This window comes from Pseudomonas sp. JZ114, from assembly GCF_051027705.1.
Taxonomy (GTDB): Bacteria; Pseudomonadota; Gammaproteobacteria; order Pseudomonadales; family Pseudomonadaceae; genus Chryseomonas; species Chryseomonas luteola.
This window is the reverse complement of sequence record NZ_CP069256.1, coordinates 3089613-3105778: the sequence shown is the minus strand read 5'-3', so window position 1 is coordinate 3105778 and position 16166 is coordinate 3089613. Positions and strand designations below refer to the sequence as shown.

General features: G+C 54.8%; 12 protein-coding genes and 1 pseudogene. 6 read left to right on the top strand and 7 right to left on the bottom strand.

Features of this window, described 5'->3' with window-relative positions:
* Positions 1-19: 19 nt before the first annotated feature.
* The 3 genes from JQR90_RS14640 to JQR90_RS14630 are packed head-to-tail and all read left to right on the top strand — an operon-like array spanning position 20 to position 8647.
* A complete protein-coding gene (locus JQR90_RS14640; protein ID WP_434140081.1) occupies positions 20-7141 on the top strand; it encodes an Hpt domain-containing protein in 7122 nt (2373 codons plus the stop codon).
* The gene (locus JQR90_RS14635) at positions 7134-8156 is read left to right on the top strand and encodes a chemotaxis protein CheB (protein ID WP_010795383.1); all 1023 of its coding nucleotides are present in this window, start codon (positions 7134-7136) and stop codon (positions 8154-8156) included. Before JQR90_RS14640 ends, JQR90_RS14635 begins: the two co-directional genes overlap by 8 nt.
* Positions 8157-8167: 11 nt before the next feature.
* Positions 8168-8647: a chemotaxis protein CheW gene (locus JQR90_RS14630; RefSeq protein WP_010795382.1), complete on the top strand. Its 480-nt coding sequence runs from the start codon at positions 8168-8170 to the stop codon at positions 8645-8647.
* A gap of 36 nt (positions 8648-8683) precedes the next feature.
* Here JQR90_RS14630 and JQR90_RS14625 read toward each other — a convergent pair whose 3' ends face one another.
* The 5 genes from JQR90_RS14625 to JQR90_RS14605 form a co-directional block, all read right to left on the bottom strand.
* Positions 8684-9403, bottom strand: coding sequence for a 16S rRNA (uracil(1498)-N(3))-methyltransferase (locus tag JQR90_RS14625; protein WP_434140080.1), 720 nt, complete (start codon positions 9401-9403; stop codon positions 8684-8686).
* A gap of 167 nt (positions 9404-9570) precedes the next feature.
* Positions 9571-9918 (bottom strand): HopJ type III effector protein, encoded by a 348-nt coding sequence (locus JQR90_RS14620; protein WP_239381428.1) that lies wholly within the window; start codon positions 9916-9918, stop codon positions 9571-9573.
* Complete coding sequence (locus JQR90_RS14615) at positions 9915-10208, bottom strand: DUF1244 domain-containing protein (RefSeq protein ID WP_010795379.1); 294 nt, start codon at positions 10206-10208, stop codon at positions 9915-9917. Before JQR90_RS14615 ends, JQR90_RS14620 begins: the two co-directional genes overlap by 4 nt.
* Before the next feature lie 35 nt (positions 10209-10243).
* Positions 10244-10954: a dihydromonapterin reductase gene (folM, locus tag JQR90_RS14610; RefSeq protein WP_434140079.1), complete on the bottom strand. Its 711-nt coding sequence runs from the start codon at positions 10952-10954 to the stop codon at positions 10244-10246.
* Positions 10955-11049: 95 nt separating this feature from the next.
* Complete coding sequence (locus tag JQR90_RS14605) at positions 11050-11622, bottom strand: antibiotic biosynthesis monooxygenase (RefSeq protein ID WP_434140784.1); 573 nt, start codon at positions 11620-11622, stop codon at positions 11050-11052.
* A 280-nt stretch (positions 11623-11902) separates the two neighbouring features.
* Between JQR90_RS14605 and JQR90_RS14600 the strand changes: the two genes are divergently transcribed.
* Positions 11903-12355 carry a flavodoxin gene (locus JQR90_RS14600; protein ID WP_010795376.1) on the top strand — a complete coding sequence of 151 codons (453 nt, stop codon included), beginning with the start codon at positions 11903-11905 and terminating at the stop codon, positions 12353-12355.
* A gap of 86 nt (positions 12356-12441) precedes the next feature.
* On the opposite strand, the pseudogene JQR90_RS14595 reads toward JQR90_RS14600, so the two are convergent.
* Positions 12442-13344 (bottom strand): annotated as a pseudogene (locus JQR90_RS14595) (LysR family transcriptional regulator).
* Positions 13345-13432: 88 nt separating this feature from the next.
* Between JQR90_RS14595 and JQR90_RS14590 the strand changes: the two are divergent.
* Together JQR90_RS14590 and JQR90_RS14585 are read left to right on the top strand one after the other, a co-directional pair.
* Positions 13433-13807 carry a CidA/LrgA family protein gene (locus JQR90_RS14590; RefSeq protein WP_010795374.1) on the top strand — a complete coding sequence of 125 codons (375 nt, stop codon included), beginning with the start codon at positions 13433-13435 and terminating at the stop codon, positions 13805-13807.
* The gene (locus JQR90_RS14585; RefSeq protein ID WP_434140078.1) at positions 13800-14483 is read left to right on the top strand and encodes an LrgB family protein; all 684 of its coding nucleotides are present in this window, start codon (positions 13800-13802) and stop codon (positions 14481-14483) included. The genes JQR90_RS14590 and JQR90_RS14585 overlap by 8 nt, the downstream gene beginning before the upstream one ends.
* Before the next feature lie 33 nt (positions 14484-14516).
* Here the strand turns inward: JQR90_RS14585 and JQR90_RS14580 are convergent, their stop codons facing one another.
* Positions 14517-16142 carry a methyl-accepting chemotaxis protein gene (locus JQR90_RS14580; protein WP_434156940.1) on the bottom strand — a complete coding sequence of 542 codons (1626 nt, stop codon included), beginning with the start codon at positions 16140-16142 and terminating at the stop codon, positions 14517-14519.
* Positions 16143-16166: the final 24 nt, after the last annotated feature.

Genomic DNA, 16166 nt, shown 5'->3' with positions numbered 1-16166 from the left:
CGGTATGAATGGAGTGAATATGGCAGATCGGCACGATTATGTCGCTCTGGAGTGGGTGAAGGGTGAGATTGCCGAAACGCTGAAGCAAGCCCAGCATGCACTTGAAGCTTTCGTTGAGAATCCTCAGGACACTACCCGGATTCGCTTCTGCCTGACCTACATTCACCAGGTCCACGGCACCCTGCAGATGGTCGAGTTCTATGGCGCGGCGCTGCTTGCCGAAGAAATGGAGCGGCTGGCCGAGGTGCTTCAGAACGATCCGGCAGCAGCCCAGAGTGATGCCCTTGAAGTTCTGATGCGAGCCATCTTGCAACTTCCATCCTATCTGGATCGCATTCTCGGTGCCCGTCGCGACCTGCCGATGATGGTGCTGCCGCTTCTGAACGAACTGCGTGCAGTCAGAGGCGAGAAGCCTTTATCCGAGGTTAACTTCTTCTCGCCAGCTTCTCCGCCCCTTGTACCGCTTCTCGAGCCCGAAGAGCTGGCTCGCAGACAAGCAACCGATTGGCCGGTAGTCGTACGCAAACTCCGTCAGGTTTTACAGGTTGCACAAGTCAGCCTGTTCCGTAACCAAGGTGTTGCCAGTCACCTCAATTATCTGACGAAGGTGTTCGAGCGTCTTGAGCAGTTATGCGCAGGCAGTCCGCTTGGCGAGTTGTGGCCGATGGCTTCTGCTCTGATTGAAGGACTCAGCGCTGGCGTCTTCGAGAACGATAGCCGCGTACGTGTATTTCTGCGTCGCATCGATAATGAGCTGAAGCGGCTGCTGGCAAGCGGAACAGCGGCACTTAATGTGCCAGCTTCTTATGATCTGACACGCGATCTGCTTTTCTATCTGGGCCAAGCTACAAGCGATACGCCCCGAATCAAGGAAGTAAAGGCTCTCTACAAGCTCGAAGAAGCGCTGCAGATTTCAGGGCAGGGTGATACTGGAAACAATGGAAGCATTGGTCCGGATCGCGATGCGATGCGCTCCGTGGTGACAGCTCTATGCGAAGAGCTGGTGCGCATCAAGGACAGCCTTGATTTGTATGTACGTAGCGACCGTCAGCAGTCTAGCGAGCTGGGCGCACTGCTGCTTCCCTTGAAGCAAATTGCAGACACGTTGGCTGTCCTGGGCTTTGGCCAGCCGCGTCGCGTTATTCTGGATCAGATTGATCAGGTCTCGGCGCTGGCCGCTGGGGATGTGCCCAGTACCGATTCTGCGCTCATGGATATCGCAGGTGCGTTGCTTTATGTCGAGGCAACACTGGCGGGCATGATTGGCGTGACGGATCATGGCGATGATGAGGAGTCTCATCTTCCCACGACAGATGTTGCCCAGGTACATCAGCTTGTCATTAGAGAGGCGCGTAACGGTCTTGAGCAGACCAAAGATGCCATTATCGAATTCATAGCCTCTCAATGGAATCATGAGCATTTGTTGCCGATTCCCCAGTTGCTGACCCAGGTTCGAGGCGGCCTGGGCATGATTCCTCTGGAGCGTGCAGCAGGCCTGGTTGAGGCATGTAATCGCTATATTCAGCAAGAGCTCCTGGCTCGCCAGGTCGTTCCAGACTGGCAGAGCTTGGACACGCTGGCAGATGCTATTACCAGTGTCGAATATTACCTTGAACGTCTCGCTGACGACTCCAATGCACAGCAGGAGCTGATTCTTGATGTAGCAGAGGAGAGCATGGAAACCTTGGGCTATCCCTTGGTATCCAGTTCGACTGATGTGCCTCTGGTTATAGAGGAAATCGCTACAGAGCCGACGCCGGACGCAAGCGCTGACAGCGCTATGAGCGATGCTGATGCAGAGGTTGAAGAGCCTGCCCACGCTGGAGCGGTTGATTCGCTCGAAAGCAGCTCTCCTGAAGCCAGCACCGCTTCTGGTGTTGACGGCCAACAGCAGGACGCTACATCACTTGAGCCGACAGCGGAGGAGGCGCTTTCTCACGAGCCCTCGACAGAGCCAGAACTGCCTGCCGACGCAGCTACCGGTGCCTTGGAAGCCAGGGATGACAAGCAGGAAGCCACCGCGTCTCTGGATGCGTCGCAGCCGACTGAGGCTGAGGCTGAGGCTGAGGCGTTGCCTGAACACATCGATACAGCAACTGACACCTCTCCTGCACCCAGTCATGGCGAAGAGACTGATATGGATCTGGGGGATGTCATGGCCTCCCCTGTGCAGGCTATCAATCCGCCTGCAAAAGAAGTTCCTCCCTCTATTCTTCCTCCTCCTGTTGATGAGGAGCCTGTCGATGAAGATTTGAGAGAAGTCTTCATCGAAGAGGCAGAAGAAGTGCTCGAAACGCTTAACACGTATATTCCCCGCTGGTTGGCTAATGCCTCGGATCGTGAAGCGTTATCTGAGAGCCGTCGAGCCTTCCATACCCTGAAGGGTAGCGGGCGCATGGTGCGCGCCTTGATCATTGGCGAACTCTCATGGGCGGTTGAAAACCTTCTCAACCGTGTCATCGACCACAGTGTAGAAACCTCTGCTGATATTCAGCATGTAGTAAACGAGGTCCTACAGCTACTGCCGCAGCTGATTGATGAGTACGAGCTGAATGCTCAGCGTCAGCGTAACGATGTCGATTACCTTGCAGCGGCGGCTCATGCGCTGGCCCGCGGGCTTCCGATTCCAGACGCGTTTGAGTCTTCTGAACAGGTAGAGCCTGCCTCTGAGGTTGAGCCCAGTTCTCAGGATGAAAATGCTGACGTCGAGGCTCCGGTTACGTCTGTAGACCATGCTGAAGAGCCAGAGCCAGAGCCAGAGCCAGAGCCAGAGCCAGAGCCAGAGCCAGAGCCAGAGCCAGAGCTTAGCCTTGAAGCTGATGACGAAAAGTCGCTGGATGCACAGGTTACAAGCGAGCCTGTGTTTGAAGAGCTGCCTGAGCGTGAAAATGTTGATCCGTTGCTACTGGATATCTTCCGTAATGAGGCGGAGGCTCATCTTGCAACAATTGCAGAATACCTCGAACAGGCGGACCCTGAGGTACCTCAACAGGTTACTGATAATCTGCTGCGTGCCTTGCATACCCTCAAGGGTAGCGCTCATATGGCAGGTATTTCAGCGATTGCTGACCTTGCTTCGTTGTTGGAGCGTGTTGTTAAGGAATACAAGGCAAGCCATACACCGTTTGGCTCTGAAGAGCAGCAGGTACTGGCGGATGCAGCGTATTCGATAGAGGACGGCCTCAGACAATTGAGTGACGACCATATCGATATTCAGCTTATCGATAATGATGCCTTGTTGGCTCGATTGCAGGATCTGCTGGAGCAAAGATCCGAGCAGACCGCTTCGATCGATGCGGCAGAGTCGAATACGCATCACAATCGTCAACGCCTCTCCGATTTTCTTATCGAGAGCATGGATATCCTGCTCAAGGCCGATGGGCTGCTAGAGGGCTGGCAAGCAACGGGTGACGATGCTCATCATGCTGCCTCGCTGTCCGCTGAGTTCACTCATTTCTCTGATCGGGCCGCTAACGCGGGGCTTTCAGACGTGGAGGCGTTGAGTTCAGCTCTTTGCGAGGTCTATCAATCCTGCATTAGTGCGCATATTCCTCATCGCGACGTGTTCTTCGAGGAGGTGCTGGCTTCCCAGGAAGCCTTGGTCAGCATGCTTAACCAACTGGCCGTGGGGCTTAGAGCCACACCTCAGGGTGAGCGCATCAATGCGTTGCAATTGCTTCTTGCTGAACTGGATGCTCCTGAGACTGAGACTGAGACTGAGACTGAGACTGAGACTGAGACTGAGACTGAGACTGAGACTGAGACTGAAGCTAAGGCAGTGTCGGCTGATGATGTCGATCCGGTAGTCGAGTCCTCTGCGATCAGTACGGCCGAGCCCGTTGCACAGGCTCCTGCTATTCCAGTTGACGATGAGCTTGACAGCGAGATGGTGGCCATCTTCCTGGAAGAGGCGGTCGACCTGCTTGATAGCGCTGGGCAGGCACTTGAGCGTTGGTTCAAGGAGCCGACCAACCATAACAATCTCTGGATTCTGCAGCGCGACCTACATACCCTCAAGGGCGGGGCGCGGATGGCTGATATCGAGCCCATCAGCCTTTTGGCCCATGAACTTGAGACGTTATACGAGGGGCTTGTTGACGGTCGTTACCAACCAAGTGACGACTTAAAACCGCTGCTCCAGCGTTGTCATGACCGCTTGGCTCAGCAGCTTGACCAGTTGCAGAATCATCAAGCGCTTAGTCAGCCTGATGACCTGGTCGATGCGATTCAGGCCTATCGGCAGGGTATACAGCGGACGCAGCAGGTCGAGCAGGATGAAGACGCTGCGTATTCCGAGGACACGTCAACGTCAGAGGTTCAACCTTTCGAGCCTCTGGACGAGGCTGACGAGGAACTGATCGATATTTTCCTTGAGGAAGGTTTCGATATTCTTCAAAGCGCGGCAGGTTCTCTGCAACGTTGGCAGATGGATACGCATAACAGCTTTGAGCTGGAAGCCTTGCAGCGTGACCTGCATACGCTCAAGGGCGGTGCCCGTATGGCTGACATCACACCCGTCAGCGATTTGGCCCATGAGCTTGAATTCCTATACGAAGGATTGAGTGCAGGACGCCTCCGTTCGAGTGAGCACTTGTTTGGCCTTCTACATCAAAGCCACGACCTGTTGCTTGAGATGCTGGAAAGTGTCCGTAATCGCCAACCTGTACCGTCTGGCCAGCGTCTGGTGGAGGCCATTCATGCTTTCCGTACCAGCACGGATCAGCAGTTGGAGCAGCCTGTCAGCATTACATTGCCGCCTGCTCAAGTAGAAGACTCCGATGAAGACGAAATTCTGGAGATCTTTATCGAGGAGGCTGAGGACTTGCTCACCAATATGGAGTTGGCGCTCCATCGTTGGGAGGAAGTCGAAGGCTCGAATGAGGCCGTTGATGATCTGCTGCGCTGCCTGCATACCTTGAAAGGTGGTGCTCGTCTCGCAGGCCAGTTCGCACTGGGTGACCAGGCCCACTTGCTTGAACAGGAGCTGGGGGACGCCAGCCCATTGAACGGGCCCGTTGCCTCGGACCGTATTGTTGAGTTGAAAGGCAAGGCCCGTGACGGCTTGGCTGATCTAGAGGCACGAATTGCGGACCTGCGTGAACATTTCACCGCAGCGCCCATGCCTGCATTGGCTGTAGCGATTGAACCTGAACCAGTGAGCGAGCCCGAGCAACCTCTGGAGGTGCTTGCCCCTGTCATGGCCGCCGCACCGCAAGAGTCCAATGATCAGGTTCAGGTGCTGCCTTTCGTACAACGGGCGCAGGAAGCGGCGCGCAAAGACAGTAACCGTCGAGCTCCTCAGGAATTGGTACGCGTTCCGGCTGATCTGCTCGAAAACCTGGTTAATCTGGCCGGTGAGACTTCCATTTTCCGAGGTCGTGTCGAGCAGCAGGTTAGTGATATCGGTGCCACGCTCAGTGAGATGGAAGCGACCATTGAGCGGGTCCGCGATCAGTTACGTCGCTTGGATACCGAAACGCAGGCCCAGATCCTCAGCCGTCACCAGGATGAGCATGAGCGTGCGGGCTATGAAGAGTTCGATCCACTGGAAATGGACCGATACTCGCAACTGCAACAGCTGTCCCGCTCCTTGTTCGAGTCGGCGTCTGACTTGCTCGATCTGAAAAATACACTGGCATCCCGTAACCGTGATGCGGAGACCCTGCTATTACAGCAGGCTCGCGTCAACACGGAACTTCAGGAAGGCCTGATGCGTACGCGCATGGTGCCTTTCGACCGTATGGTTCCACGCCTGCGCCGCGTTGTTCGGCAGGTGGCGGGTGAGCTGGGAAAGCAGGTTGAGTTTGAGGTAAACAACCCTGAAGGCGAAATGGATCGCAATGTGCTGGAGCGCATTGTCGCTCCGCTCGAGCACATGCTGCGTAACGCGGTAGACCATGGCATCGAAAACAGTGAAGCACGTAAGGAAACAGGCAAGCCCGAAACGGGCAATATCCACCTCTCCTTGAGTCGTGAGGGCGGTGATATTCTGCTGACGCTTTCTGACGATGGCCGTGGTATCGATTTGTCTGCAGTACGTCGCAAAGCCATAGAGCGCGGCCTGATGGATGAGGGCAGTGAGCTTTCCGAGCAGGAAGTCATGCAGTTCATCCTGGAGTCGGGCTTCTCCACCGCTGCACAGGTGACTCAGATTTCCGGACGCGGCGTTGGTATGGACGTGGTCCACTCAGAGGTTAAACAATTGGGTGGAACCATGGGCATTCACTCGGTTGCAGGAGAGGGAACGAGCTTTTCGATCCGTTTGCCCTTCACGGTGTCGGTCAACCGGGCACTGATGGTGCACTCTGGCGAGGACCTGTATGCAGTTCCGCTGAACACAATCGAAGGTATCGTTCGTGTGTCGGCGACGGAGCTGGAGGCTTACTATCAGGCCGGTGCTCGTTCCTTCGAGTATGCAGGCCAGACGTATGAACTGAAATACTTGGGTGAGCTGCTGGAAAATGGGCAACGGCCTAAACTGATCAACCAACCGCTTCCCTTGCCGGTTATTTTGGTGCGCTCGAATGACCATGCCGTGGCTATACAGATCGACAGCCTGGCCGGTTCGCGAGAGATCGTAGTAAAGAGCCTAGGCCCACAGTTTACCGGCGTGCATGGTATCTCTGGCGCTACGATTCTAGGGGATGGTCGAGTAGTCGTGATTCTTGACCTGCTGGCCTTGATTCGCAGCCGCTATGCTCGTGCCGTTGGCGCGCTGGCCGACCTGTCTATTGCGATCGACTATGCCGTGGAGACCGAAGTTGAGCGGCCGACACTGGTTATGGTGGTTGACGACTCGGTTACGGTTCGCAAGGTGACTAGCCGTCTACTTGAACGGAGCGGGATGGACGTGATTACCGCTAAGGATGGCGTGGATGCGATTGCTCTACTTCAGGAGCGCAAGCCCGATATCCTGTTGCTTGATATCGAGATGCCGCGGATGGATGGCTTCGAGGTGGCTTCACTCGTGCGTCACGATGAGCATCTCAAGGACCTGCCTATCATCATGATTACGTCACGCACAGGCGAAAAGCACCGTGATCGTGCTTTCACTATTGGCGTAAATCATTACCTAGGCAAGCCGTACCAGGAAAATGAGCTTCTCAATCACATCCAACAGTTGGTCAAGGTAAATGACTGAGAAAGCAATAGTTCGAGTTGCCATTCTGGCTGATACCTCGTTGCAACGGTATGTGTTGCAACAGGTATTGGCTGGCAACGGCTATCAGGTGGTATTCAACAGCGATCCGACGCGCCTTGATGTGGAAGCCTTGCGAGCCTGTGAGACGGATCTTTGGCTGGTGGATCTGGCTGAGTCGGAAGACTCCAACGTGCTGGAGGATCTGCTTGAACATACCTCTACGCCTGTCCTCTTTGGAGAAGGCCAGGCACCTGAGTTCAGCTCGGATCTTTTCCCGCGCTGGGAGCGCCGTCTTATTACCAAGCTGAAGCATTTGGTGGGTGATACGACCGAGGCAGTTGGTCCGAGCCTTCAGGCGCTTCTGGCTGATACCGAGCGTCCGGAGCGACTGAGTTTGCCAGCGTCTCTGGCCTCAACACCCTTGCAGATGGGGGAGTCTGCCAAAGAGGTATGGCTGTTGGCCGCATCGCTGGGCGGACCGGATGCAGTAAAGACTTTTCTTGACGCTTTGCCAGGCGGACTGCCGATTGGCTTTCTTTATGCGCAGCATATCGATGCCAATTTTGAGGCGACACTTCCAATGGCGGTAGGTCGCCACAGTCAATGGCATGTACAAATTGCGCAGCCGGGACTTGAAGTCAGGTGTGGTGAGGTCATAGTCGTTCCAACACAGAACGAGCTGAGCTTTCGTAATGATTCCAAGCTGGATGTCCTGAGCCGCAAATGGCCGGAGCCCTATACGCCTTCGGTCGACCAGATGATGCTCAATCTGGCTCAACATTTCGGTTCGCGTTGCGGCATGATCATTTTTAGTGGCATGGGTAATGACGGTAGCAGCTCGGCAGCCTATATGCGCCGAAGAGGTGCGGAGATATGGACTCAAAGCGCCGACAGTTGTAGTTGCGCCAGTATGCCAGAGACACTTCGAGAGGCAGGATTCTCTTCGTTCACGAGTGATCCGCGGGGGCTGGCCGAAGCGCTGGTCAACCGCCTAGCCAAGCAGCATGCTCATTGAAAGGAGTTCCTATGAGCCAAACACCAGCACTCACAAGCACACCTGAAAACCTGACAGGACTGCTGCTTTCCCTTACGGACCGCACGCTTTTGCTGCCTAACGTTGCTGTGGCTGAGTTGATACCGTATCGACCGGTTGCCAAGCTGGCCGATCAGCCTGACTGGTGTTTGGGGCAGGTAGCGTGGCGAGACCTTCGGCTCCCGCTGCTCAGCTTCGAAGCCGCCTCGGGAGCGCCGTTGCAGTTTGACCGTAACAGTACGTCAGCCCGGGTCGCGATCATCAATGCCTTGGGAGGGCGTGCTCATGTGCGTTTCCTGGCCATCCTCGTGCAAGGTATTCCGCGTTCCATGAGAGTTACACCTGACCTTGAGTCGGCTGATGTTCCTCTGGACCCTCTGGAGCTGGCAGCTGTGAAGCATCAGGGTAGTGTAGTGAAGATTCCCGATCTGATTGCGCTGGAAGAAAAGCTGGCTGAAATCGGAGTGATCTAATCAGAAAGCCCGGTTGAGACCAGGCTTTCTAACCTTCTAGAAGTCTCCCCAGAGCTGCTGTGCTACAGCCAGCGCCACAACCGGCGCTGTTTCAGTCCTGAGTACACGCGGTCCCAGACGTGCAGAAACAAAACCGGCCTTTTGGGACTCTGCCACCTCGTTATCAGTAAGACCACCTTCTGGGCCTATCAGAAAGGCGAGACTAGAGGGTGGCGTGTGGCTGGTAAGCGGCTCCGCAACGGGATGAAGTACAAGCTTCAAATCGGCCTCGACCTTTCCAAGCCACTCGGCTAGCGTGACGGGGGCATGGATGATAGGGAGGGTTGAACGTCCGCACTGCTCACAGGCGCTAATTGCGACCTGCTTCCAATGTAGAAGACGCTTGTCGGCTCGCTCATCTTTCAGGCGCACCTCGCAGCGCTCCGTCATGACAGGAGTGATTTCGGCGGCGCCCAGTTCTGTCGCTTTTTGTATAGCCCAATCCATTCTTTCCCCTCGGGAAAGACCTTGCCCTAAATGGACACGAAGCGTTGATTCCTCCATTCCGGAAAAGCGCTCCTGTATGTCCACGTGCGCCGATTTTTTCCCGATCTCGGTTAGCACTCCCTTGTATTCATAGCCAGACCCATCGAATAGCTGTACGGCTGTACCCGAGGTAAGACGTAATACACGTCCTATATAATGAGCCTGTGCTTCAGGGAGGATCTGTTGCCCGAGCGAAAGGGGAAGGTCGACATAAAAGCGAGATAGGCGCATTGGCAGTCACAGGTTTAGAAAGCAGTCGCTGCCTATTATTACTGACCCATGAGCTGAAGGCACGGCTTGATTCAATTAGGTAAGTAGGATCTAGCCGCTGAGTGCGAACAAGCTATGAGTAACACTGTTGCGCCTTGATCGTTTCGGATCAAGGCGCAAGCGACAGATCAAACCGACTGTTTTGCTGCCAATGGCAGCTGGGCGAAGCGGACGCCCGCCAGACCATGGGTGATCAGCGAACGGATGTTGGCGTGATCAGCACCTTCAGGAGTCGCAATAACGCTACGGTAATGCTCCCCAAAGGCCAACAGGGCTTCCTGTGTCTCGAAGCTCTCCAGCAGCGCAAGGCCTAGGGTTTTGCAGGAGCCTTCATTTTGGCCAGCTGCGTTTTCTACCGAACCATTTACAAAGGCTTGAGGCGTGTAATCATAGTGATCTGCAATGAAAGCCAGGGTATCGGCAAACAGATGCTCATCACTACGAAGCCGAGCGCGAAAGGTCTCGAGGGGAGTCATGGCTTGGCACTCTCCTTGAAAGCAGCAGCCTGTTCAGGTGTGGCTTCCTTCTGGTAACGCGATTTCCACTCGGCATACGGCATTCCATAGACGGCTTCACGTGCATCGTCCATGCTCAGTTCCACGCCCTTTTCATCCGCCGCCGCCTTATACCATTTCGATAGGCAGTTCCGGCAAAAGCCTGACAGGTTCATCAGGTCGATGTTTTGTACGTCGGTACGCTTGCGCAAATGTTCTACTAATGTACGAAAGGCCGCAGCCTCCAGCTCAATGCGCTCTTGTTCGGTCATGGATCGATTCCTCCAAAAATGAATGCCTGGGACAATTAGGCATTCTTTGAATGACGCAGGTGGCGGCCACCATTGGCCGTAACCGTACTGCCTGTTGTATAGGTGGACTGCAACAGATAGGTCACAGCCTCGATGATCGGCGCGGCTCCAGGCTCATACGGAAGTAGAGCCTTTTTCAGCGTAGCCTCCTGATAATCAGCACTGCTGTCCTCTTTGAAAATGAGGAGACCGGGAGCAATGGTATTCACTCTGACAGTCGGTGCGAGCTTTTCAGCGAACGACAGGGTCATGTTACTCAACCCCGCCTTGGTCGCTGCATAGGCGATGTGATTCTTGCTGCCTCGGGAGGCACTGTCGTCACAAATGTGGATGATATCGGCGCGCATACTGGCAAGCAGGAGCGGCTCCAGAGCCAGGTTCAGGTGATACGGCGCTTCGAGATGCACCTGATACATGGTCTGGAAATGATGAAGCGAGTCGTCCAGCCAAAGCGATGCATTATGAATGATGCCGCGCAGGCTTTTGGCGTAAGTGAGTACATAGTCGATAAACTGTTGCCTGTCTTCAACGGAGGTCAGGTCTACCTGAATAGGATAAACATTTTCCAGCGTCACCAGCTCGCCAGGATCGTTGCGGTACGTGGCTACGATCTCATACCCCTGACTGCTCAATGTCTTGGTTAAGGCAAGGCCGACTCGTTTATTGGCGCCCGTGATAATCAGCGGGGCAGCAAACGTGTGATGCATGGGATGGGGCTCCGACAGACGAAAGGGCTGTCTGCTAGAGCTTCGACACTCTGCAGACAGCTTTCGATTATCGCAAACCCTTCACCATCGTGACATCATGAATGACGGGTCGTAGCAGGCCGGAGTGTTCTCCGGCGAGCCTGCGAGGCATCACTATTGAGCCAGCCGGAAAGCAGGCGAGTTACCCATGGGATAAAGAAGCACACCATGATAGGGGTCAGGATCAGGGTGCTGAGCAATATTCTGGGTACCAGTGGCAACCCAGCCAACCTGTCGCCTAACAAGGCATTGAATAGCAGCGATACGGGAAAGAACGCAAGCCAGACAGCTATGCTTTGCTTCCAGCGAGGGGGTGTGCGGCGGGCATCGCCAAACCAGGTATCAAGACCCTGTGCACGCAGCTCCTGCGGTCGCTCGAAGAGATCCTTGCCCCGCTCAAGCCAGTGCTGACGCGTCGAGGAGTACTCCCACGCACTTAATGTCTGCTCATTGGAAAAACGAAACACGATCTGGACTTCATTATCGCCTGGCGGTGGGGAGAGGACGCCCGATCCAAGATAGCCTTCATAGCAGGTCGCCAAGCGCTCACCTTCGCGGAGCCATTCGAGAAAATTATCGTAACAGCCATCGGCGACACGGCGAGCCACCATCAGGGTGACGGGATGCATCATAGAACTCTCCACATGCAACTATCCGGATAGGACGGTCTGATCACACAGCGCCGGGTAGGCACTGCGGTCGAGAACAGGAAGCGACTCGTTTTGGAGTGCTTCGATCGCCTGAGTATCAGGCTGTGCAAGCATATACAAGGTTCATTCCATTTGCGTTAAATGCCGATGAGCGCTGGCTAGACCTAAGTAGTAGGCGTCATGTCAGTGCAAGAAGCGCTGTGTGTGAACCAAAGGGCAGCATGGTAAGGTTAGGCATACCAGTGATTAAGGAGGTGTCATGAAAGTCGCCATTTTATGTGGCTCCGTTTACGGCACGGCCGAGGAGGTCGCCAGGCACGCCAAGCAGATTCTGGAGGCAGGTGGGCATGAGGTCTGGCTCAATTTGCGTGGAGGACTGGACGATTTGCTGGCTTTCGATGCCGATGCGTTTCTTGCCGTGACATCGACAACCGGAATGGGAGAGCTGCCAGACAACGTACAGCCGCTTTACTATGCGCTGCGCGATACGCTTCCGGATTGGCGGGGCAGGCCCGCAGCCGTGATCGGTTTGGGGGACGCCAGCTACGGCGATACTTACTGTGGTGGTGGCATGCAAATGCAGGAGCTATTTGCCGAGCTTGGACTGCAGGAAGTGCTGCCTATATTAAAGCTCGATGCCAGTGAAACCGTTACTCCCGAAACAGACGCGGAGCCGTGGCTGGATCGTCTGATAACAGCCTTGATCCGCTGAGGGGAACGGCAGTCTGCTAAGTCATCAGGCGCTAATGGCTTGATGACTATGTTGTCATGGCAGACTCTAATTCAAGATATTCAGACTCAAGTATCCAGTTTGCCGAATTGCTCCAGGCTGACTTCCTGCATGAGATCGAGCCAGGCTCTTGCCGCCCGGGAAAGGTATGCACCACGCCGCCAGATAAAGGAGGCGTCCCACCGGAGGTCAGGTTGGGTCAGAGGAATGCGTACGACATCGGAACGTATCAGCTTTTGGGCCACGATTCGGGGTAGGAGAACAACGCCTTGTCCTGCTGCTGCCAATGCTATTAGAAAGTCCGCCTGTCCACTTCTGCCACCTTCTTGGGGCGTAAAGCCCGCTTCGCGGCACGCCTGTAACAGTCGATCGTTCAAGGTATAGCTCTGCTGATATAGTAAGAAGGGCGTAGCGGCCAGCTCCGCTAACGCCAATCGGGGTCTATTGGCCAATGGATGAATACATGACAGCACGGCATCCAAAGGCTCATTGCAAAAAGGTTGATAATCAAAAGAAGGATCATTAGGGGTAAGACAGCCACCAATCTCTATATCACCCTTTATGACCAACTCCTCCATGAGCTTGCTGCCACCTTCCACCAAGTGAACCGTAATTTACGGATAGCGCTTACGGTAGAGGGAAAAGGGGGCTGCAAACTATGTTTCTGCACCCAGAATGGGTAGCCCAACGCGCAGTTGTCCTTGACCCAGGCGGGCCAGATCATCCAGCTCCGTCAGCATTTCGCGGTGTTGGCGCAATATGTGCTCAGCATGTTTGAGCACAACATGTCCTGCATCGGTCAATTGTAGGGCGGGGCCTGTCCGATCCAGCAGACGCAACCCCAGACTTTGCTCCAGATGGGCAATCTGCTTGCTGACGGTCGATTGAGTCGCGTGAAGCACGCGTGTACTGGCAGTAAAACCGCCCTGGCGTACAACCTCGACAAACATGCGGAGTTGTTTGAATTCCATTTTGGAATGGCTCTGATTCTAATAATTCGCTTCTGGGATAGTAAGGCCGGGCGTATCCTTGAAGCCAGTTAAACGTAATGGATGTCTTATGGTTCCCCGTTACATGCGGACGCTGGTTGAGTTGGCTGTGTTGTTAGGTATCTGGTGGCTAGGCGGATGGCTTGGGCAGTATTTCGGTTTGCCTATCCCAGCAGGTGTTCTAGGTCTGGCGATCCTTCTGCTGTCTCTTGCGCTGCGAGTGATAAAGCCAGAGTGGCTTGAAAGCGGTGCCCGTGTGCTGGTCGGTGAGATGCTGCTGTTTTTCATCCCAGCGCTGATGAGTCTGCTTGATTATGGGCCTCTAGTCCGGGAAGAGGGCATCCGTATTCTTATGGCGGTGTGCTTCAGCACGCTTCTGGTCATGATCAGCACCGCTTTGACGGTGGAATGGATGTTTCGTCGCAGGAGCCGCCAGGATGCTTGATTGGACTGGCGTGTTCTGGCTGCTTCTGACGTTGGGTGGGTATATCCTGAGCCGGATGATTTACAAGCGCATCAAGTGGTATGTGCTGGCTCCTATTGTCTTTGTGCCGACTATTCTTTATCTGATTGCCATTCCGACAGGCACGAGCTATGCGCAGTATTCCCACTACACCGGTTGGCTGATTAGCCTGCTTGGGCCGGCTACCGTCGCGTTTGCCGTACCGATCTGGCAGCAGCGTCGACTCCTGGTCCGTTATTGGCGAGCACTTATGGCCGGCATTGTAGTAGGCAGCTTTGTATCAATCTTCAGCTCTTGGGCATTGGCCCATTTGCTGGCTCTGGAAGCGCCTGTCACGTTATCCCTGCTGCCACGCTCGATTACGACACCGTTTGCCATGCCTATGTCCAAGGACTTGGGGGGGATACCTGAACTGACCGCTGCTTTCGTACTGGTCACAGGTGTTTTTGGCGCTGTGGTGGGTAGCCTTCTTCTGCGCTTTCTTCCGTTGCGCTCTGCTCTGGCGCGAGGTGCGATGTTTGGCGTAGGCGCCCATGGTGCCGGTACAAGCCGCGCTTACGAGGTAGGCATTGAGGAGGGGACAGTGGCCGGACTGACGATGGTACTGACCGGCTTGTTCAATCTGCTGGGCGCCCAACTGCTGATCTGGGTGCTTTGATGGAGGGGGTGCATCCTTGCACCGCGTTCATCCTTAAACCTTGAAGTGAGATACCAGGGTATTCAGTTCAACAGCCAGGCGCGACAGCTCTTGGCTGGCTGCCGTGGTATCACGGGCACCTTCCGAACTCTGGACTGACAAATCCCGAATATTGACCAGATTGTGGTCTACTTCGCGGGCTACCTGTGCCTGCTCTTCGGCTGCGCTGGCAATGACCAGGTTGCGCTCGTTAATTTCGTTGATGGCGCGGGTGATTTCTTCCAGCGCTTCGCCGGCACGACGAGCCACTTCCAGCGTAGAACCTGCTCGGGTTGTGCTGGACTCCATTGAGTTCACAGCCTGCTCAGTACCGTTTTGGATACTCATGATCATCTGCTCAATTTCACGAGTCGACTCCTGGGTACGATGCGCCAGGGCCCGCACCTCGTCGGCGACGACAGCGAAGCCGCGACCTGCCTCTCCCGCACGGGCCGCTTCAATAGCGGCGTTGAGTGCCAGCAGGTTGGTCTGGTCAGCCAGGCCACGAATCACATCAAGCACCTTGCCAATATCGCGTGATTGACTGGCAAGTTCACCGACCAGACATGCGGTCGTCTGAACCTCCGAGGTCATGTGCTCAATGGACGAAACGGTCTCCAGTACGCGACCCTGACCTTCCTGAGCCGCACTGGCAGAGTGCTTGGAGGCTTCGGACGTTGTCATGGCATTGCGAGCCACTTCTTCTACCGCCGAGCTCATTTCCGTTACGGCCGTTGCAGCCATCTGGATTTCGTCATTCTGGCGATTCAGGCCACGTGCACTCTCGTCAGTGATGCTGCTGAGCTCTTCGGAGGCGGCAGCCAACTGGCTCGAGGAGCCTGAGATGCGCTCTAACGTATGACGCAGTTTTTCCTGCATGGTACGCATGGCCATCAAGAGACGAGCGGGCTCATCCTTGCCGGTAACCTGAATGTGCTTGGTCAGGTCACCGCTGGCAATTTCTTCAGCGGCACGCAGAGCCTGATCAACCGGCTGCACGATGCTACGCGTCAGCAGCCAAGCCAGGAGTACGGTCAGTAATGCGACGATGACCAACAAAGTAATAGCGGTGGCCACAGAAGTGGAATAGCTCTGGGCAGCACTCTGATTAGACTTTGTCGTCGAGTCTGCATTGATATCGACAAGTTTACCTAACACCGCATTGATTGCGTCAGAGTTCTTCAGAAGCTCATCGTTGAGTACAACCTTAAGCTCATCAAGTTGATTCGCTGAGGAGAGCTGCAGCATGTGGTTCTTCAGCTGAAGATAATCACCCCACAACTTTTGGAAATCGTTATAAAAGCCGCGCTCCGCCTCCGATGCAATCAGCTTCTCATAGCGTGTCCGCGCAGCTTCAACCTGACTGATCCGCTGATCAAACAATGCCAACGTCTTTTGCAGATTTTCCGGTTCGCGGTTGATAAGCAAACGATAGGAGAGCACGCGTAGGCGCAGGGTTAGCGATGTAATTTCATCTAGGCTGGTTATGCTGGGGAGCACATTCTGTTCAAAGTTAATACTGTTCTGGCGGATATCACGCATCTGATAGAGCGAGAAAACGCCCAGGAACAAAGTGAGTACAGCTATGAACGCAAACCCCAGGAAAGCACGAGGTGCGATATTCAAGTTACGAAGGGTCATTGCTTAGGTCCTGCTAAGTACAGC

Bases quoted from the DNA above. Each gene is read 5' to 3' on its own strand.
- JQR90_RS14640 (WP_434140081.1), top strand. From the start codon at position 20: ATGGCAGATCGGCACGATTATGTCGCTCTGGAGTGGGTGAAGGGTGAG.
- JQR90_RS14635 (WP_010795383.1), top strand. From the start codon at position 7,134: ATGACTGAGAAAGCAATAGTTCGAGTTGCCATTCTGGCTGATACCTCG.
- JQR90_RS14630 (WP_010795382.1), top strand. From the start codon at position 8,168: ATGAGCCAAACACCAGCACTCACAAGCACACCTGAAAACCTGACAGGA.
- JQR90_RS14625 (WP_434140080.1), bottom strand. From the start codon at position 9,403: ATGCGCCTATCTCGCTTTTATGTCGACCTTCCCCTTTCGCTCGGGCAA.
- JQR90_RS14620 (WP_239381428.1), bottom strand. From the start codon at position 9,918: ATGACTCCCCTCGAGACCTTTCGCGCTCGGCTTCGTAGTGATGAGCAT.
- JQR90_RS14615 (WP_010795379.1), bottom strand. From the start codon at position 10,208: ATGACCGAACAAGAGCGCATTGAGCTGGAGGCTGCGGCCTTTCGTACA.
- folM (WP_434140079.1), bottom strand. From the start codon at position 10,954: ATGCATCACACGTTTGCTGCCCCGCTGATTATCACGGGCGCCAATAAA.
- JQR90_RS14605 (WP_434140784.1), bottom strand. From the start codon at position 11,622: ATGCATCCCGTCACCCTGATGGTGGCTCGCCGTGTCGCCGATGGCTGT.
- JQR90_RS14600 (WP_010795376.1), top strand. From the start codon at position 11,903: ATGAAAGTCGCCATTTTATGTGGCTCCGTTTACGGCACGGCCGAGGAG.
- JQR90_RS14590 (WP_010795374.1), top strand. From the start codon at position 13,433: ATGGTTCCCCGTTACATGCGGACGCTGGTTGAGTTGGCTGTGTTGTTA.
- JQR90_RS14585 (WP_434140078.1), top strand. From the start codon at position 13,800: ATGCTTGATTGGACTGGCGTGTTCTGGCTGCTTCTGACGTTGGGTGGG.
- JQR90_RS14580 (WP_434156940.1), bottom strand. From the start codon at position 16,142: ATGACCCTTCGTAACTTGAATATCGCACCTCGTGCTTTCCTGGGGTTT.